At 66.0% G+C, this 17,227-nt stretch carries 15 protein-coding genes and 1 tRNA gene; 10 read left to right on the top strand and 6 right to left on the bottom strand.

Annotated elements, in window-relative coordinates:
• Positions 1–7 precede the first annotated feature (7 nt).
• The 3 genes from AE618_RS20755 (at position 8) to AE618_RS20765 (ending at position 3,911) form a co-directional block, all read left to right on the top strand.
• On the top strand, positions 8–1,339 hold the full coding sequence (locus tag AE618_RS20755; RefSeq protein WP_054210980.1) for an ABC transporter substrate-binding protein: 1,332 nt from the start codon (positions 8–10) through the stop codon (positions 1,337–1,339).
• Between the two features lie 143 nt (positions 1,340–1,482).
• The gene (locus AE618_RS20760) at positions 1,483–2,340 is read left to right on the top strand and encodes a phosphodiesterase (RefSeq protein ID WP_349236439.1); all 858 of its coding nucleotides are present in this window, start codon (positions 1,483–1,485) and stop codon (positions 2,338–2,340) included.
• Positions 2,341–2,474: 134 nt separating this feature from the next.
• Positions 2,475–3,911 carry a homospermidine synthase gene (locus tag AE618_RS20765; RefSeq protein ID WP_054210982.1) on the top strand — a complete coding sequence of 479 codons (1,437 nt, stop codon included), beginning with the start codon at positions 2,475–2,477 and terminating at the stop codon, positions 3,909–3,911.
• 146 nt (positions 3,912–4,057) lie between these two features.
• Here AE618_RS20765 and AE618_RS20770 read toward each other — a convergent pair whose 3' ends face one another.
• The 4 genes from AE618_RS20770 to AE618_RS20785 all read right to left on the bottom strand — a co-directional run bounded on the left by AE618_RS20770 (position 4,058) and on the right by AE618_RS20785 (position 7,854).
• Positions 4,058–5,455: an MFS transporter gene (locus AE618_RS20770; protein ID WP_156330394.1), complete on the bottom strand. Its 1,398-nt coding sequence runs from the start codon at positions 5,453–5,455 to the stop codon at positions 4,058–4,060.
• A gap of 181 nt (positions 5,456–5,636) precedes the next feature.
• Complete coding sequence (locus AE618_RS20775; RefSeq protein ID WP_054210984.1) at positions 5,637–6,308, bottom strand: LON peptidase substrate-binding domain-containing protein; 672 nt, start codon at positions 6,306–6,308, stop codon at positions 5,637–5,639.
• A gap of 19 nt (positions 6,309–6,327) precedes the next feature.
• The gene (gene trxA / locus AE618_RS20780; RefSeq protein ID WP_054210985.1) at positions 6,328–7,227 is read right to left on the bottom strand and encodes a thioredoxin; all 900 of its coding nucleotides are present in this window, start codon (positions 7,225–7,227) and stop codon (positions 6,328–6,330) included.
• Between the two features lie 93 nt (positions 7,228–7,320).
• Positions 7,321–7,854 (bottom strand): prolyl-tRNA synthetase associated domain-containing protein, encoded by a 534-nt coding sequence (locus tag AE618_RS20785; protein ID WP_054211029.1) that lies wholly within the window; start codon positions 7,852–7,854, stop codon positions 7,321–7,323.
• A 244-nt stretch (positions 7,855–8,098) separates the two neighbouring features.
• On the opposite strand from AE618_RS20785, the gene AE618_RS20790 reads away from it, so the two are divergent.
• From AE618_RS20790 to AE618_RS20805, 4 genes are all read left to right on the top strand, one after another.
• A tRNA-Gly gene (locus tag AE618_RS20790) sits at positions 8,099–8,173 on the top strand.
• A gap of 453 nt (positions 8,174–8,626) precedes the next feature.
• Complete coding sequence (locus AE618_RS20795; RefSeq protein ID WP_054210986.1) at positions 8,627–9,577, top strand: amidohydrolase family protein; 951 nt, start codon at positions 8,627–8,629, stop codon at positions 9,575–9,577.
• A gap of 166 nt (positions 9,578–9,743) precedes the next feature.
• Positions 9,744–11,138 carry an NAD(P)H-dependent oxidoreductase gene (locus AE618_RS20800; RefSeq protein ID WP_054210987.1) on the top strand — a complete coding sequence of 465 codons (1,395 nt, stop codon included), beginning with the start codon at positions 9,744–9,746 and terminating at the stop codon, positions 11,136–11,138.
• Between the two features lie 218 nt (positions 11,139–11,356).
• Positions 11,357–12,103 carry a GntR family transcriptional regulator gene (locus tag AE618_RS20805; protein ID WP_054210988.1) on the top strand — a complete coding sequence of 249 codons (747 nt, stop codon included), beginning with the start codon at positions 11,357–11,359 and terminating at the stop codon, positions 12,101–12,103.
• 27 nt (positions 12,104–12,130) lie between these two features.
• Here the strand turns inward: AE618_RS20805 and AE618_RS20810 are convergent, their stop codons facing one another.
• Together AE618_RS20810 and AE618_RS20815 are read right to left on the bottom strand one after the other, a co-directional pair.
• A complete protein-coding gene (locus AE618_RS20810; RefSeq protein WP_054210989.1) occupies positions 12,131–12,898 on the bottom strand; it encodes an SDR family oxidoreductase in 768 nt (255 codons plus the stop codon).
• A 188-nt stretch (positions 12,899–13,086) separates the two neighbouring features.
• Positions 13,087–14,286, bottom strand: a complete 1,200-nt coding sequence (locus AE618_RS20815) for a mandelate racemase/muconate lactonizing enzyme family protein (RefSeq protein ID WP_054210990.1) — start codon at positions 14,284–14,286, stop codon at positions 13,087–13,089.
• 220 nt (positions 14,287–14,506) lie between these two features.
• Between AE618_RS20815 and AE618_RS20820 the strand changes: the two genes are divergently transcribed.
• The 3 genes from AE618_RS20820 (at position 14,507) to AE618_RS20830 (ending at position 17,158) form a co-directional block, all read left to right on the top strand.
• Entirely contained in the window at positions 14,507–15,265 is a 759-nt protein-coding gene (locus tag AE618_RS20820) for a GntR family transcriptional regulator (RefSeq protein WP_054210991.1), read from the top strand.
• Between the two features lie 32 nt (positions 15,266–15,297).
• Positions 15,298–16,284, top strand: a complete 987-nt coding sequence (locus AE618_RS20825) for a 2-hydroxyacid dehydrogenase (RefSeq protein ID WP_054210992.1) — start codon at positions 15,298–15,300, stop codon at positions 16,282–16,284.
• A gap of 70 nt (positions 16,285–16,354) precedes the next feature.
• Positions 16,355–17,158, top strand: a complete 804-nt coding sequence (locus AE618_RS20830; RefSeq protein WP_054210993.1) for a transporter substrate-binding domain-containing protein — start codon at positions 16,355–16,357, stop codon at positions 17,156–17,158.
• The last annotated feature ends 69 nt before the right edge of the window (positions 17,159–17,227 follow it).

Raw genomic sequence — 17,227 nt, forward strand, 5'->3', positions numbered from 1 at the left:
AACCATCATGACGACCACCCGCCGCTCCGTGCTCGCTGGCGCCGCGCTCGCCGCCAGCTTCGCGCTCCAGCCCGCCTTCGCGCAGGCTCCAACCGAGATCGAGCTGTTCTTCCCGGTCCCCGTCGACGGCCAGCTTGCCCGCGACATGGCCACCCTGATCAAGGAGTTCAACGAGAAGAATCCGACGATCAAGGCGACGCCGGTCTATACCGGCTCCTATGACGAGACGCTGATCAAGACCCGCGCCGCGATGAAGGCCGGCAAGCCCCCGGCCGCCGTCATCATGTCCGCCAACTTCCTGCTCGACCTCAAGATCGAGGGCGAGATCCAGTCGATGGACGCCCTGATCAAGGCCGACGGCAAGACCAACGACCAGTTCATGGGCCAGTTCTTCGACGCGCTGCACGGCAATGCCGTGCTCGACCGTCAGGTCTATGGCGTGCCCTTCCACAATTCGACGCCGCTGCTTTACGTCAACACCGACCATCTCAAGGAAGCCGGCCTCGACCCCGACAAGCTGCCCGCCAACTGGGAAGAGCTGGTCACCACCGCCAAGAAGCTGACCAAGCGCGATGGCGACCGCGTCACCCGCTGGGGCATGATGATGCCGTCCAACTATGACTACGGCGGCTGGATCCTGCAGGCGCTGACCCAGTCGAACGGCGGCGAGTGGTTCAATGTCAATTACGGCGGCGAGGTCTATTACGACACGCCGTCCATGCTGGGCGCACTGACCTTCTGGTCGGACCTCGTCACCAAGCACAAGGTCCACCCGGCCGGCGTGCAGGCCGGCGGCGCGGTGTCGGGCGCCTTCCTCGCGGGCCAGACCTCGATGATGCTGCTCTCGACGGGCTCGCTCACCCATATCCGCAACAATGCCAAGTTCCCCTACAAGGTCGCTTTTGTGCCGAAGAACGTCCGCAACGCGGTTCCGATCGGTGGCGCCTCGCTGGTCATTCCGACCGGCGTCGAGGGCGAGCGCCGCAAGGCCGCCTGGACGCTGATCAACTGGATGACGGCACCGGAGAAATCCGCCTGGTGGAGCCGCGCGACCGGCTATTTCGCGCCCAACAAGGCCGCCTACGACACACCCGAGATGAAGGAGTTCATCGCAAAGAACCCCGACGCCGGTATCGCGGTCAAGCAGCTGGACGTCGCCAAGCCCTGGTTCGCGACCTACAAGACGGTGCCCGTCCGCAAGGCAATCGAGGACGAGCTCGCCGCCGTGCTCTCGGCCAAGAAGACCCCGAAGGAGGCCCTCGTCGCCGCCCAGAAGCAGGCCGACGAGATCATGCGTCCCTTCGTCGAGCAGACTGCGCTGAAGCTGCCGACGAACTGACGATTGCGATCGACGTCATGCCCGGCCTCGCGCCGGGCATTTCTTCATCACCGCCTTCTCCCGTCATGGTCGGGCGTATCCCGACCATCGACCTCTTTCCTCCTCGACGTCGCAAGACGTGGATGCTCGCCACGAGGGCGAGCATGACGGGGAGATCGCATTCGGACACCACCATGCTCATCGCCCAGATCACCGACCTGCACATCCGCCCGCGCGGCAAGCCCGCCTATCGCGTTTCCGAGACCAATGCGCTGACCGAGCGCGCGCTCGATGTCGTCGCCCGGCTCCAGCCCCGCCCCGACCTGCTCGTCATCACGGGCGATCTCACTGATTGCGGACTCGCCGAGGAATACGCCCTGCTGAAAGGCATGCTGAGCCGGCTCGGCATGCCGGTTCTGGTGGTCCCCGGCAATCACGACCGCCGAGAGACCCTGACTGCCGGCCTGGCTTTCGACCCGCGCCAGGTTCTCGATGGCGGTTTCGTCCAGTTCGTCGCCGATCTTCCGGCCATGCGGCTGATCGGCCTCGACACCCTGCTGCCGGGCAAGAGTGCCGGTGCGCTCTGCGCGACGCGGCTTTCCTTCCTCGACAAGGCCCTTACGGAAGCGGACGGCAAGCCCGTCGCGATCTTCATGCACCACCCGCCCTTCGATTGCGGCATCGCCCATATGGATGCGATCCGCCTGCTCGACGGCGCGCAGGAGTTCGCGGCGATCGTCGCACGCCATCCCAATATCGAGCGCATCCTCTGCGGCCATCATCACCGTCCGATCGTGACGCGTTTCGCCGGCACCATCGCGCAGATCGCGCCGAGCGTGACGCATCAGGTCACGCTCGACCTGTCGGAAACCAGCGACTCGACCTTCCACCTGGAACCGCCGGCCTATCTGCTCCATTCCTTCCGCGAAGGAGCCGGGTTCGTCACCCATACCGCCTATGTCGAGCGCTTTCCGGGGCCTTATCCCTTCGTGCTCGACGCCGACTATCCCGGCAGCCATTAGATCTTCGCGCGGGTGCGCGGCGACCGCCTGTGCGGTTGATGTTTGACTTGAGGGACGGTTCCCCCCTAGGAGCCGGGGTGGCTCCGCGCGGCCACCCTTGAAACAGCGCTTATCCCAAAGGAGACAACCCGAGAATGAGCACCTGGCCCGTCTATGGAGAGATCACCGGCCCGATCGTGATGATCGGCTTCGGTTCGATCGGCCGCGGGACGCTGCCGCTGATCGAACGCCACCTGAAGTTCGACAAGAGCCGCTTCGTCGTCATCGCTCCCGATGACCAGAACCGCCATCTCCTCGACGAACGCGGCATCAGGTTCATCCAGGAAGCCGTGACGCTCGAAAATTACAAGGCGATGCTCGAGCCGTTGCTGACCGCCGGCGGCGGGCAGGGCTTCTGCGTGAACCTCTCCTGCGACACCGGCTCACGCGACATCATGGAGCTCTGCTCCAGCCTCGGCGCGCTCTATATCGACACAGTCAACGAGCCGTGGCTCGGCTTCTATTTCGACGAGACCAAGGGCCCGGGCGAGCGCTCGAACTACGCGCTGCGCGAGATGACGCTCGCCGCCAAGCGCGCCCGCCAGCCCGGCTCGACCACGGCCGTCTCCTGCTGCGGCGCCAATCCCGGCATGGCCTCCTGGCTGGCCAAGAAGGCTTTGCTGAACGTCGCCGCCGATATGCGCCTCAACGTGCCGCAGCCGACCACCCGCGAGGAATGGGCCGGGCTGATGAAGCAGGTCGGCGTCAAGGGAATCCACATCGCCGAGCGCGACACACAGCGCTCGAAGAACCCCAAGCCGCCGGGCGTCTTCGTCAACACCTGGTCGGTCGAGGGCTTCATCTCCGAGGGCGTCCAGCCCGCCGAACTCGGCTGGGGCACCCACGAGAAATGGATGCCGGAGAACGCCCGCACCCACGAGACAGGCTCGCAGGCCGCGATCTACCTGATGCAGCCCGGCGCCGCGACCAAGGTGCGCAGCTGGTGCCCGACGCCGGGTCCCCAGCACGGCTTCCTGGTGACGCATAACGAGTCGATCTCGATCGCCGACTATTTCACGGTCCGCGACGACAGCGGCAAGGCGATCTACCGCCCGACCTGCCACTACGCCTATCACCCCGCCAACGACGCGGTGCTCTCGCTGCATGAGATGTTCGGCAATGCCGGCCGCCCGCAGGAGGAGCATCACATCCTCGACGAGGGAGAGGTCATCGACGGCATCGACGAGCTCGGCGTGCTGCTCTACGGCCACGAGAAGGGCGCCTACTGGTTCGGCTCGCAGCTCTCCACCGAGGAGACTCGCAAGCTCGCCCCCTACCAGACAGCGACCGGCCTGCAGGTCACCTCGGCCATCCTCGCCGGCATGGTCTGGGCGCTGGAGAACCCGAAGGCCGGCATCGTCGAGGTCGAGGAGATGGATCTCGACCGCTGCCTGGAAATCCAGATGCCCTATCTCGGGCCGGTGAAGGGCTACTACACCGACTGGACCCCGCTCGACGGTCGCCCCGGCCTCTTCCCCGAGGACATCGACGAGAGCGATCCCTGGCAGTTCCGGAATATCCTGGTTCGGTGAGACCTGTCATTCCGGGGGCAGGCGCACAGCGCCTGAACCCGGAACCCACGACCGGGCACCCGGGTGTGGCTCCGCTCCGGCTGGCGTTGCACCCCGTCATGGGTTCCGGGTTCGGCCCTTCGGGCCGAACCCGGAATGACAACGGTTTACGGCGCCCGTTTGACCTTCACCCCCGCCAGCAGCGCCCCACCGGTGAGGAAAAACAGGATCAGCACCGCCAGCCCCGCCCGCTGGCTGGCGAACACCGTCGTCGCCAGCGCCACCAGCGTCGGCCCGAGAAACGACGTGACCTTCCCCGACAGCGCAAACAGCCCGAAGAACTCGCCCACGCGCTCCGGCGGCGCCAGCCGCGCCATCAGGCTGCGCGAGGACGCCTGTAGCGGTCCCGCCACCAACCCGATCAGCAGCCCCAGGCCGAGATAGACCTTCTCGGGCAGCGAGCCGAACAAGCCGTCGCCGGGCGTCGCAGGCGCCGCCTCGACCACGAACAGGATGCGGTCTGGCGCCAGCGAGAGGATGCCGAGACAGGCGACCAGCAGGCAGGCGATCGCTCCCAGCACCACCGCCTTGCCCCCGATCGCGTCATCGACCCGCCCGCCGAGCCAGGCGCCGAGCGTGCCGGTGATCGTCAGCATGATGCCGAAGATGCCGATCTCGATCGTCTGCCAGCCGAAGACGCCAGCGGCATAAATGCCCCCGAAGGCGAACAGCGCCACCAGCGCGTCCTGGTAGATCATGTTGGCGAGCAGGAAGCGTCCGAGCGACGGCAGCCGCGGCAGTTCCCGCAGCGTGTCCATGAGGCGGCCGACGCCGCCTTTCGCGGCCTCGGTCAGGCCCATGCCGGTCCGAGCGGAATCCGGCGTGAACAGAAACATCGGCGCGACGAAGACCACGAACCACAACGCCGTCAGCGGCCCGGAGAAGCGGTCACCCTCGCGCGCGGCGGCGTCGAGCCCCAGCATCGGCGTCAGACCGACCAGCGTCCTGCCCGTCAGCGGATCGGCCGCCAGCAGCGCCAGCACGATCGCAAGCGAGATCAGCCCGCCGAGATAGCCGATGGCCCAGCCCGTCCCCGAGAGCCAGCCGAGCCGCTCGGGCGGCACCAGCCGCGTCATCATCGCATTGTTGAAGGTGGTCGCGAATTCCGCGCCGATCGTCGCGACGACGAATCCGCAAAGCGCGATCGGCACCGCGAGGGCTGAGCCCGGCACGGCGAACCAGAGCGCGCCCGAGCCCAGAACCAGCATTGCCCCAAACACCGCGATCCAGGGCTTGCGCGGCCCGGTGCGGTCGGCGATGCCGCCCAGAAGCGGCGAGAGCAGCGCGATGCACAGTCCAGCAAAGCCGGTCGCATAACCCCACAGCGCCTGGCCCTCCGCCGGATCGGAGGCGAGCGCTGCGGCGAAGAACGGCGCGAAGACGAAGGTCGTGATCAGCGTGAAGAAGGGCTGTGCCGCCCAGTCGAAGAACAACCAGGCTGTGACGGCGCGCCTCGGGGGGTAGTGGACAGGCGCAATGGCAGCCGGCTCCATGACGGCGTTCATCGGTACCACCAGCCGTTGGACGTTTCAGCACCTGAACCCAAACGCGCCGTCATCCCGGACGCAGCGCAGCGGAGATCCGGGATCCATTCCGGAACGCTGGTCCTGAAAGGTTCGGGAATGGATCCCGGGTCTCCCTTCGGTCGCCCGGGATGACGGCGCGGAGAGGGGAATCGGAAGAGGTTCACTGCAGCGTCGTCTCGGGATCGCCGCCATTGCGTGCGAGCTCGATCTCGGTGATCGCAACCAGCACCTCGGCCCGCTCCTTGAGGCTAGCCGCCTCGAGCAGCGCCTGCTTTTCGCGCGGTCCGAACGGACACATCATCGACAGCGCATTGACCAGCGCCTCGTTGGGCGCTTCGTTGACGCCCTTCCAGTCGATCTTGAGGTCGCTCGCCTTGGCGAAGGCCCGCAAGGCCTTCAACAGCGCCGCGCGATCGACCTCGTCCTCGCCAGCGCGGGCGGTGAAGTCGAGGAGGAACTCGTCATAGGCGATGCGGCACTGGCGATAGGGCGTCGTGACCGGCAGTTCCTCGGCGACGCGGAAGCGGCTGATCCCCGTCAGGGTCACGATGTAGCGGTCGTCCCCGGTCTCGGCGAATTGCGTGATCCGGCCGAGGCAGCCGACCTGCAGCAGAGGCGGCGTCGCCGACTGGCGCCCGCTCTCGGGTTCGGGCTGGATCACCCCGACGACGCGGTGGGTCCTGATCGCGTCGTCGATCATCGCGATATAGCGCGGCTCGAAGATGTTGAGTGGCATCTGCCCGCGCGGCAGCAACAGGGCACCGCCCAGCGGGAAGATCGGGACCACCAACGGGCAATCCTCGGGTCCCTTGTAGACGGCGTTCATACCCATCTGCGGCAGTTCCTCGGGGTCAGGAGAACAACAGGGTGGACAGCTTGCGGCGACCGGCCATGCTGTGCTCGTCCATGGGGCCCCAGGCCTCGAAGAATTGCAGCAGCTGCTTGCGGGCGCCGTCGTCGTTCCATGTTCGATCGGCCTTGATGATGGCGATCAGATGATCGACCGCCTCCTCGCGCCTCTCGCGGGCGTTCAGCGCCAAGGCGAGGTCGAAGCGGGCCTGATGGTCTTTCGGGTCGGCCGCGACCTTCGCCTCGAGCTCGCCGGTGTCGCCGAGCGCGGCCGCCTGTTCGGCGAGTTCGAGCGCGGCGCGCACGGCCGCGACCGTCGGGTCCGCCGCCTTCGCCTCGGGGACCATGGCGAGAATGCCGGTGGCACCTTCGAGGTCGCCCATGTCGAGATGCAGCCGCGCCAGGCCGGCGATGGCCGCGACATTCTCGGGCTCGAGTTCGAGCACGCCCGCATAGAGTTCGCTGGCACCGGCAGCGTCGCCAGCCTCAGTGGCTGCCTTCGCCGCAGCAATCAGCTCTTCCGTCGCGCCCGGCCCCAGCTTGCCGACCAGCTTCTCGATGAAGGCCTTGATCTGGCTTTCGGGCTGCGCGCCCATGAAGCCGTCGATCGGCTGGCCCTGCTTGAAGGCGATCACGGCGGGAATCGACTGGATGCCGAGCTGGCCCGGAATCTCCGGGAAGTCGTCGATGTTCATCTTGACGAGCCGGACCTTGCCGCGCGCCTCCTTGACCACCTTCTCGATGACCGGGGTCAGCTGCTTGCAGGGCCCGCACCAGGGCGCCCAGAAATCCACCAGCACAGGCTGGTTCATCGACTCGGCGATGACATCCTGCCGAAACCCTTGGGTCGTCGTGTCCTTGATCAGGCCGGGCTTTTCGGCCGCTTCGGTATTGACCAGCATCGGTCGTCCTTCGTCGCGCTTGAATCAGACAAGAATTGGATCAGACAAGAGGTCGGTTGGCCGCCGTTGCGACCGAACCATAGATGGGGAGGATCAGCCGTTCTGTCCATCATCGGGAACCGGCAAATCGACGATCAGAGGCTCATGGCCGGTCCCGCGCAGGAAGGCGAGCATGTCGTCGCGGCCGATCCGCAGCGTCGCCGTATTGATCAGCGGATGGAAGTTCATATCCTCGCCGCCGGTGAGGTTGCGGTCCAGCACCATCGTCACCGCCCCCGCCCGGTCGTTGATCACCGCGAAGGCCGTGACCGAGCCGGGCGTGACGCCGAGCTTGTCCATCAACGCCTCGGCCGAGCAGAAGGACAGCCGCCCGCTGGCGCCCAGCGTCTCATGCAGCCGTTTCAGGTCGATACGGGCGTTCTCGCGCGCCGAGACCAGGAAGAGCCGGCCCTTCTTGTCCTTCACGAACAGGTTCTTCGAATGCAGCCCCGGCAGCGTGCCGCGCAGGCTCTGCGATTCGGCCACGGTGAAGACCGCCTCGTGATCGATGCGCTCGAAGGCGATTCCCTGCTGCGAGAGGTAGGCACACAGTTCGTCGGGGGTCAGCGGAGTTGCGGTCGCGAGCATCTGGGACATCGGGTTTGTGTGGGTTCGGCGGTGGCGGATCGGTTCCCGCCGGCGCGCTGCGATGCGTACCGCTCCGGAAGCGCCGCCACAAGCGCGGTTTTCCGCACGATCGGGCCTCAAAAAGCGGGGCCTGGAACGGCATTCAGCAAAAGATGCAAGATGCGCAACAAGGCGCTTGCGCTGCGCGCCGCTTTGGGGCAATAAGCCGGCCTCCGCAGCGGAAACGCCGCGAACATGTCCTGATGCGGGAGTAGCTCAGGGGTAGAGCACAACCTTGCCAAGGTTGGGGTCGAGGGTTCGAATCCCTTCTCCCGCTCCAGGACATACAGCCTTCGAGATTGTCGCAAGCGTCGGGTCTCCCGGCGCTTTTTGCGTTTGGCGACCGATCGCGGGCCGCCTTCGCCTGGCCGCCGCGCTCCTTGCGATCCTGACGGCGCGGTCTGGCCACCCACGGCTTGAGTGGCACGCCCGAACGATAAGCGTCACGAGCCGCTATCGGCCGCATCCGCGACGACGCAGAGCCCTGTCCGAGCCAGCCAGGAATTGCTGGCGCGGCCTTTACGCGACAGAAATTCTCTTGCATGCAAGAAATGGATGATGCACCCCTCGGCAGATGAGAGGATGGCCGTGGGCGTCGGGAGAGTGATGAGACGGCCCTCCGGCTCGCGGATGAACGGCACGGGTCGGATCGATCAAGTGCGGCGCCGCCTTGGGCACAGCCATCGCTGGGCTTCCACAGGCTGCAGCGCTTCCATGCGGAGTTGTTGTTGAAATGAAGACCATCCACGGCAAATGGAACGCCGATGAAAGCGCGATCACGCTGATCGACGCGCATCACCACCTGTGGGATCTGAAAAACAACTATTATCCCTGGCTGTCCGACACACCAGAAGACCGGTTCTTCCTCGGGAACTACGATCTCATCAAGCGCGACTATATGCCTGACGACTATCGCCGCGACACGTCCCGACACAACGTCTTGATGACCGTCCATTGCGAGGCCGAATGGGATCGCACCGACCAGGTCGGCGAAACCCGCTGGCTCAGCGCCATCAGCGAGCGCTTCGGCTTTCCCAATGCCATCGTCGCTCACGCCTGGTTTCATACGCCCGACGCGGCTGAGGTCCTGGCGCGGCAGGCGGCGTTCCCGATAGTGCGCGGCATTCGCTCCAAGCCGGTGACCTCGCATTCGCCCGACACGATGACGCCGGGCGCTCCCGGCACGATGCAGGATGAGGCCTGGCTACGGGGCTTCGCGCGATTGCAGGATTACGGCCTGAGCTGGGATTTGCGCGTTCCCGCCTGGCATCTGGCGGAAGCCGCCGAGGTTGCGCGCCTGTTTCCGGACATCAGGATCATCCTGAACCACACCGGCTTTCCGTGGGACCGCTCGGAGGAAGGCCTCGCAGCCTGGCGCTCGCAGATGCAGACGATCGCGAGACAGCCCAACGTCCACCTGAAGGTCTCGGAGTTCGGCCTCAAGGACCAGCCCTGGGATTTCGACTCCAACAAGCGGATCGTCCGGGACGCGGTGTCGATCTTCGGCATCGAGCGGTGCGTCTTCGCGAGCAATTTCCCCGTCGCGGGTCTGCGGGTCGATTTCGACACGCTGGTCAGCTCCGTTTCGCGCATGCTGGAGGATTACTCGCCCGGTGACCGGGAGAGGTTCTTCTGGCGGAATGCTGTTGCGTTTTATCGCCTGCCCGAACCGGAAGCGGCCTGACATCCCTGACCGCGAGGTCCGGCGCAGGCTCCGGCCGGCAGGCGGGCGATAAAATTCTTGCATGCAACATTGGGCTGTGCCTTCTTTCGATCGCGCCGGGGAACCCGGCCCCCGGGCGGCGACGATCGCCCGGCCACAGTGACTGGCGGAAACGCGCGCGGGTGAAATGAACTATCATCGCTATTTCGGTTCCGCGGCCAGGCCGGTCGAGACCTGTATCGTGGGCACCGGCGATTTCGGCCGCAGCTTCCTTGGGCAGGCGCGTCGTGTCCCGCTGATCTCGGCCCGCATCGCCGTCGACATCACGCCGGAACGTGCGGGCGAGGCCTGGCGCGCGGCGGGGGCCGATCCCCGCGAGATCGCGCTGTGCAGCACAGCGGCCGACGCCAGAGCGGCCTGGGCGAACGGAAAGACGATCGCGGCGGGCGATCTCGCCTGCGTCGTCGATCTGCCGATCGACGTGGTGATCGAGGCCACCGGCCATCCCGAGGCCGGAGCGCGGCATTCGGCGATCGCGGTCGAAGCCGGACGTCACCTCGCGCTCGTCTCCAAGGAGGTTGACATCGTCGTTGGCGCCGGCCTTTCGGAGATGGCGCGCGCTCAGGGGCGTGTGGTGACGCCGATCGACGGCGACCAGCCGAGCCTGCTGATGGGACAGGTCACCTGGGCCGAGACGCTCGGCTTCACCGTCGTCGCCGCCGGAAAATCGAGCGAATACGACTTCGTTTTCGATGAATTAGCCGGGACATTGCTGAGCAATGGTCGCGTCGCGCCGGTGACCGGGCTTTCGGAGTGCTGGTCGCTCGACGCGCGGCCCGTGGACGAGGTCATCGCGCAACGGTCGCGGATGGCCGCGATGCTGCCGCAGCGGACGGTGCCCGACCTCTGCGAATTGCTGATCGCCGCCAATGCGCTGGATCTGCAGCCTGATCGTCCCGATCTTCATGCGCCGATCCTGCGGATCAGCGAGGTTCCCGACGCCTTCGCGACCCTCGCGGATGGCGGCGTGCTGGCGGGCGAGCGGCGCATCGACGTGTTCAACTGCCTGAGGCGCCCCGACGAGATCAGCTTTGCCGGCGGCGTCTTCGTCGTCGTGCGCTGCGAGGATGCCGCCTCCTGGGCGATCTTGCGCGAGAAGGGCCACGTCCTCTCCCGCAGCGGCGCCACCGCCATGCTGTATCTGCCGCGTCATGTGCTGGGGCTGGAGGCTGCGACCAGCGTTCTGGAAGCCGGCATCCTCGGCGTGTCCAGCGGCGCCGAGAGGCCCAAGCCCCGCTTCGATCTGGCGGCAAAGGCCGACGCCGATCTGCCCGCCGGCACGATCCTGACCGCGAGCGGCCATCATCACAGCATCGCCGATGTCTCGGGCTATGCCGTGCCCGGCGCCGCGCTGGGCCGCGGGGTGCCGGCGCCCTATTATCTCGCGGCCAACAGGCGCCTGGTCAGGCCGGTTGCGAAAGGCGCCCTCATCGCCTGCGACGACGTCGAGATCGCCGAGGATTCGATGCTGGCGACGCTGCGGCGGCGTCAGGACCAGATGTTCTTCGGCGCGGGCGCATAGCCATGGCCCAGGCGCCGTCATCCCGCGAAAAACGTCATCTGTGGAGAAAATGGCATTGGAGATTTGCCGTCTCGCGCAGCGAATGGCGTGCGGCGGAATGCGGATTGGCCTAGACTGGGATCCTCCCGGGTGGGCTAGAAGCCTTTCTGTCTTGAGCCGGAGTCTTGCGTCCAAGACTTGAACGCCTCGGATGGGTACGAAAGGCGGCGTGACCGTTCATGACAGACCTCCAGGATCGAACGCCCCTGCAAGCCCTGCTGGCCAAGACGCCGCTGTCCGACGATGCCCGTCGCAAGGGTCAGCTCCACGGCAACACCGTCAAGCATCTGCGCAACCTGATCGTCACCGGCGTGCTGGCGCCCGGCGCCCGCCTGAATGAGAGAGAGTTGTGCGAGGAGATCGGCGTGTCGCGCACACCGATCCGCGAGGCGATCAAGACGCTCGTCCAGGAAGGCCTCCTGCGCGCGCTGCCCAACCAGTCTCCCGTCGTATCCGATCTCGATATCGAGGAAATCCAGGCGCTGATCGACGTCGTCAGCACCATCGAGGGCCTGGCCGGCGAACTCGCTGCAGCCCAGGTCGGCGAAGAGGCCATCGCCGAGGTCGGGCTGCTGCATTACCAGATGATGCTGCACCACACGCGCGACGAGCTTCCCGCCTATTTCGAAGCCAACAAGGCCTTCCATCGGCGCATCATCGAGCTCTCGCGCAATTCCGTTCTGATCTGGGTCTGGGAGCTGCTGGCGCTACGCGTCGACCGGGCGCGCTACACATCCAATCTCTGGCCGGCCCGCTGGGAGAAGGCGATCGAGGAACACCAGTTGATCCTCGATGCGCTCACCGCCCGCGACCCCGCGCGGACCGGGCAGGCGCTGCGCGCGCATGTGCGCAACGGTCTCTCCACGCTGGTCGCCGCGCTGCAGGCGAAACAGGGTGGGCCGCGATCCCCAGCGGATACCCCCTGATTCCGATCCGGGATCGGCTAGCGTCCGTCAGAGCACCGACGACATCCCGCCGTCGACATAGATGATCTGGCCGTTGACGTAATCGGATGCAGCCGAGGCCAGGAACACCGCCGCGCCGACGAGTTCTCCTGGCTTGCCCCAGCGCCGCGCCGGCGTGCGGCCCTTCACCCAGGCGTCGAAGGTTGGGTTGTCGATCAGCGCCTGGTTCATGTCGGTGATCATGTAGCCCGGCCCGATCGCATTGGCCTGGATGCCGGCCTCGGCCCATTCGGCAGCCATCGCCCGCGTCAGCATCTTGATGCCGCCCTTGGCGACCGTGTAGGGCGCCACCGTCGCGCGCGCGAGTTCGCTGGTCAGCGAGCCGATATTGATGACCTTGCCAGCTCCACGCGCGATCATCCGCTTGGCCGCCTCGCGCCCGATCATGAAGGCCGAGGTCAGATTGGTGTCGATCACGCGCTGCCAGTCGGCCGTGGCGAGCTCGACCATCGGCTTGCGGAACTGGATGCCGGCATTGTTGACGAGAATGTCGACCGCGATGCCAGACGCGTCGAAACCCTCGAAAGCGCGGATGATCGCGGCCTCGTCGGTGACGTTGAACGCTGCCGGTTCGGCCTGGTGACCGGCCGCCCTGAATTCGGAGACGGCCTCGTCCACCCGCGCGGGATCGGTGCCGTTCACGAGGATGCGGGCACCCGCGACGGCGAGCCCTTCAGCCATGGCACGGCCGAGGCCACGGGACGAGCCTGTGACGAGCGCGGTCTTGCCCGAGAGATCGAAGAGGGGATTGGTCATGGACGCCGTTCTCCAGCAATGATTGTGATGCGAAGCAACCTCGCCGTCATCCCGGACAAGCCGCGTCAGCGGCACCGATCCGGGATCCATGCCGGAGCGTTCCCGGCAAGGTTCAGGCATGGATCCCGGGTCTGCGCTTCGCTTCGCCCGGGATGACGGCGCGAATCTGAACAGGCCGAGAGCAGAGACTACAGGCTGGAGCGGCGGACGGTGAGGTCGGACCGTTCGAACACGGCCGGCAACAGCTCGACGCCGAGGCCGGGGCCTTCCATTGGCAGGACATGGCCGTCCTTGATCGTCGGCATCGTCGTGACCAGCTCGTTGTACCAGCCGGTGTAGAAGGCGCGCACGGATTCCTGGATCAGCGTGTTGGGCTGGCTGAAGGAGGCGTGGATCGCCGCGATGAAGCCGACCGGGCCGATGCAGTCATGCGGCGCGAAGGGGCGGTGATAGGTCTCCGCCATCGCCGCGATCTTGCGCCCCTCGGTCAGGCCGCCGGTCCAGCAGAGATCCGCCATGACGATGTGCATCGCGTCGCGGTCGAGCATCTCCTTGTAGGGGAAGCGAGAACCCAGCGTCTCGCTGGCGCAGACCGACACGGTGGTCGAGCGGGCGAATTCCGCCAGCGCCTGCGGCGAGTTCATCCGGATCGGGTCCTCGTACCAGCTCGGCTCGTACTGCTCGAGCACGCGGGCGATCTTGATCGCGGTCGGCAGGTTCCAGAGCGAATGCAGCTCGACCATGATCTCGATCTTGTCGCCCACCGCCTTGCGGATCTTCTCGAAGGGCTCGCACGCCTTGCGCATCTGCTCGGGCGTGATGAACAGGCCTTGGTTCTCGATGGCGGCAGGATCGAACGGCCAGATCTTCATCGCCGTGATGCCGCTCTCCAGCAGGCTCTCGGCGACCGCATCGGCCCGGTTCATGAAGCCGCCGAGATCCTCATAGGGGCCTTCGGTCGCGCCGAGGTTCCAGGTCGAGACCGGCTTGATGTTCTGCGAGCGGACATAATTATAGCCGGCACAGGTGTTGTAGATCCGCTGCTTGTCGCGGCACAGGCCGCCGAGCATCTGGTGTACCGGCTGGCCGCAGACCTTGCCGAACACGTCCCACAGCGCGATGTCGACCGCCGAGGTCGCCCGCGACTCGACGCCGGTCGAGGCCTGCGCCATCGGCAGGTTGGTCATCTCCTTGTGCAGCGCCTCGATATGCAGCGGGTTCTTGCCGAGCAGCCGCATCGCCAGCGTGTCGTGCAGATGGGCCTCGACCGCGCCTGCGCCATAGAAGGTCTCGCCCAGCCCGATGATGCCCGCGTCGGTGTGGACGCGCACCCACAGCACATTGGCGAACTCATCCGTCCGCAGCGTCTCGATGGCGGTGATCTTCATGCCTGCCTCCCTGGCGGCGCGCTCTTCGACGGCCGTCGAGGGCCATGGAACGCTGTGATTGACGCCCGATCGTGGCAGGGCCTTTCGGCGCCGACGGACCGAGCGGAGGCAAGCATAACGACGCTTGTAAAATATCACAATATGTTTAGTCTCGATCGCGGATGGCGCCGCTCAACGAGCTCCACCGTGGAGAAAACGACATGGCAGGGCTGCAAACCACATGGCCAAGCGCGTGAACCGGCCGAAACTGGTCGAGGCGGATGAAGGCGCGACGCCGCGCCGCAACCGCGTCAACCTGTTCGAACTGGCCTATGAGCGCATCGAGGAACTGCTCATCCGCGGCGAACTCGCGCCCGGCCGCTTCCTCGCCATGCAGGATCTTCAGGACATCACCGGCTTCGGCCGCACCCCGGTCCACCACGCCGTCAACCGCCTCGCAGCCGACACGCTGATCGTCATCCGCCCGCGCCACGGCCTGCAGATCGCGCCGATCGATCTCGCCCGCGAGCGCGTGCTCCTGCATCTGCGCCGCGATATCGAGCGCTTCGTCATCAGGCTCGCAGCCGAGCGCGCCGGCCCCTCGCATCGCAACCAGATGCTGCATATGGAGCGCTTGCTGCGCGAGAAGCGCGACGGGCTGACGCTCGCGGAATTCAACGGACTCGACCGCCGGATCGACAAGATGGTGCTGGCCGCGGCTGGAGAGCCCTTCCTCGAACATACGCTGCGGCCGCTGCACACGATCTTCCGGCGCATCGGCTTCATCTATCACGCCCATATGACGGACAGGCCCAGCCTCGAAGGCACGATCGACCACCATATCGCCGTGTTGAACGCGATCGCGACGCGCAATGTCGAACGCGCGGTCTCGGCCTCCGACGCGCTGATCGCCTTCGTCGACGGCATGTTCGACGAGATGGAGACCCGCATCGACCCCTCCCTGCTCGACTGCAGCGTCGAGCCGCTGCTGAACACCTGACCGACCCGTCCAGAGACACGAGACACCGCCCCATGCGCATCATCTTTCACGGCGACAACGCCGCCTCCTTCAGCAAGGGCTTCGCCGAGCTCGTCGGCAGCGAGGCACAGGTCCGGATCCTGCCCGATGTACTCGCGACGCCCGCAGATCAGGAGGCCTATGCGCAGGCCGATGCCATCATCGGCGTGAAGTTCGATGCCGGCCTGCCCAAGCCGGCTGGCCTCAAGCTCTTCCATGTGCCGGGCGCCGGTTACGACGCCGTCGATCTCGCGCGGCTGCCGGCTCAGACGAGCGTCTGCAACTGCTTCGGCCACGAGCAGGCCATCGCCGAATACGTCATGAGCGCGCTGCTTGCGCGCGCCATCCCACTGAGCGATGCCGACCAGAAGCTGCGCCGCGGCGACTGGGCCTATTGGGCCGGCTCGCCCGACCGCGTCCATGGCGAGATCGCCGGCCAAACCATCGGCCTGCTCGGCTTCGGCCATATCGGCAAGGCGATCGCGCGCCGCGCCAAGGCCTTCGAGATGCAGGTCCATGTCGCCAACCGCAGCCCGGTCGCGGTCTCCGACCTCGTCGACCGCGCCTTCACGCTCGACCAACTCGCCGAATTCTGCGGCTCGGTCGACGCCGTCATCGTCTCAGTTCCGCTGACGGCGGACACCACCGGCATCGTGGGTGCCGCAGAGTTCGCGGCGATGAAACCCGATGCGGTCATCGTCAATGTCGGGCGCGGCCCGACCATTGACGAAACCGCCCTGTTCGAGGCGCTTCAGGCCGGCCGGATCGGCGGCGCGATCATCGATACATGGTATCGCTACCCAAGCGCGGCCGAGCCTCACATTTTACCATCCAAACTGGCTTTCCATGAGCTTTCAAACGTTTTAATGACACCGCACATGTCGGGCTGGACGGATGGCACCATTCGCCGCCGCCAGCAGACCATGGCGGACAACATCAAGCGGTGCCTCGAAGGCTCCGCTCTCACCAATGTCGTGCGAGAGGGCCGCTCCGACGCCTGATCGCGACCGAAACCGGCCAAACGAAGCCGGAACAACACAAAACATCCAGTCAAACCGAGGAAACGGCACCATGAACCTGATGAAACATCTCAAGATCGCCGGCACGTTGCTGGCGCTCAGTGCCGGCGTATTCGCCGCCGGCCAGGCCTCCGCCCAGTCGATCACCGACATCATCAAGCGCGGCTCCGTGAAGGTCGGCGTGCTGATCGGCGCCCCGCCCTATGGCTCGGTGGACTCGCAGGGCAACGCCATCGGCTACGATGCCGACGTCATCGCGCTGGTCGGCAAATATCTCGGCGTCAAGGTCGAGATGGTGCAGCTGACCCCGCCGGCCCGCATCCCCGCGCTCGAAGCCAACAAGGTCGACTTCCTTGTTGCGACGCTGGCCCCGACGCCCGAGCGCGCCAAGGCCGTGATGTTCTCGATTCCCTACAGCGCCTTCCAGACCGGCATTTACGCCAAGAAGAACCTCGCGGTGAAAACCTGGGCCGATCTCAAGGGCAAGAAGGTCGGCGTCAACCGCGGCTCCAGCGTCGAGCGCGAGTTCACCAGCCGCGAGAAGGAACTGAACCTCACCATCCTGCGCTTCGAGGACGACGCCACCGTGATGCAGGCGCTGTTCTCCGGGCAGGTCGAGGCCATCGCCGGCCCCGATGCCCAGGCCAACGCGGCCATGAAGGCCCGCGGCGAAACCGAGACCGAGCTGAAGTTCGTCTTCGGCATCCAGCCCAACTCGATGACCATGCGTAAGGACGCCTACGAACTGCGCCAGTGGCTCAACAACTTGATCTACTACATCAAGCAGAACGGCGAGCTCGACGCGATCTCGCAGAAGTGGGTCGGCAGCCCGCTGCCCCCGCTCCCGACCTTCTAATTCGGCACATCACCACGCCGGTGCGCCTCGCGCACCGGCGATTTTCGCCTCAGAAGGCTGAAGGAGCGC

Source organism: Allobosea vaviloviae (genome assembly GCF_001298265.1).
Lineage (GTDB): Bacteria > Pseudomonadota > Alphaproteobacteria > Rhizobiales > Beijerinckiaceae > Allobosea > Allobosea vaviloviae_B.

Excerpts from the sequence above, each read along its gene's own strand:
- AE618_RS20760 (WP_349236439.1), top strand. The coding sequence starts at position 1,483 with ATGACGGGGAGATCGCATTCGGACACCACCATGCTCATCGCCCAGATC.
- AE618_RS20820 (WP_054210991.1), top strand. The coding sequence starts at position 14,507 with ATGGCCAAGCGCGTGAACCGGCCGAAACTGGTCGAGGCGGATGAAGGC.
- AE618_RS20830 (WP_054210993.1), top strand. The coding sequence starts at position 16,355 with ATGAACCTGATGAAACATCTCAAGATCGCCGGCACGTTGCTGGCGCTC.
- AE618_RS20795 (WP_054210986.1), top strand. The coding sequence starts at position 8,627 with ATGAAGACCATCCACGGCAAATGGAACGCCGATGAAAGCGCGATCACG.
- AE618_RS20800 (WP_054210987.1), top strand. The coding sequence starts at position 9,744 with ATGAACTATCATCGCTATTTCGGTTCCGCGGCCAGGCCGGTCGAGACC.
- AE618_RS20765 (WP_054210982.1), top strand. The coding sequence starts at position 2,475 with ATGAGCACCTGGCCCGTCTATGGAGAGATCACCGGCCCGATCGTGATG.
- AE618_RS20770 (WP_156330394.1), bottom strand. The coding sequence starts at position 5,455 with ATGAACGCCGTCATGGAGCCGGCTGCCATTGCGCCTGTCCACTACCCC.
- trxA (WP_054210985.1), bottom strand. The coding sequence starts at position 7,227 with ATGCTGGTCAATACCGAAGCGGCCGAAAAGCCCGGCCTGATCAAGGAC.
- AE618_RS20775 (WP_054210984.1), bottom strand. The coding sequence starts at position 6,308 with ATGGGTATGAACGCCGTCTACAAGGGACCCGAGGATTGCCCGTTGGTG.
- AE618_RS20810 (WP_054210989.1), bottom strand. The coding sequence starts at position 12,898 with ATGACCAATCCCCTCTTCGATCTCTCGGGCAAGACCGCGCTCGTCACA.
- AE618_RS20825 (WP_054210992.1), top strand. The coding sequence starts at position 15,298 with ATGCGCATCATCTTTCACGGCGACAACGCCGCCTCCTTCAGCAAGGGC.
- AE618_RS20805 (WP_054210988.1), top strand. The coding sequence starts at position 11,357 with ATGACAGACCTCCAGGATCGAACGCCCCTGCAAGCCCTGCTGGCCAAG.
- AE618_RS20755 (WP_054210980.1), top strand. The coding sequence starts at position 8 with ATGACGACCACCCGCCGCTCCGTGCTCGCTGGCGCCGCGCTCGCCGCC.
- AE618_RS20785 (WP_054211029.1), bottom strand. The coding sequence starts at position 7,854 with ATGCTCGCGACCGCAACTCCGCTGACCCCCGACGAACTGTGTGCCTAC.
- AE618_RS20815 (WP_054210990.1), bottom strand. The coding sequence starts at position 14,286 with ATGAAGATCACCGCCATCGAGACGCTGCGGACGGATGAGTTCGCCAAT.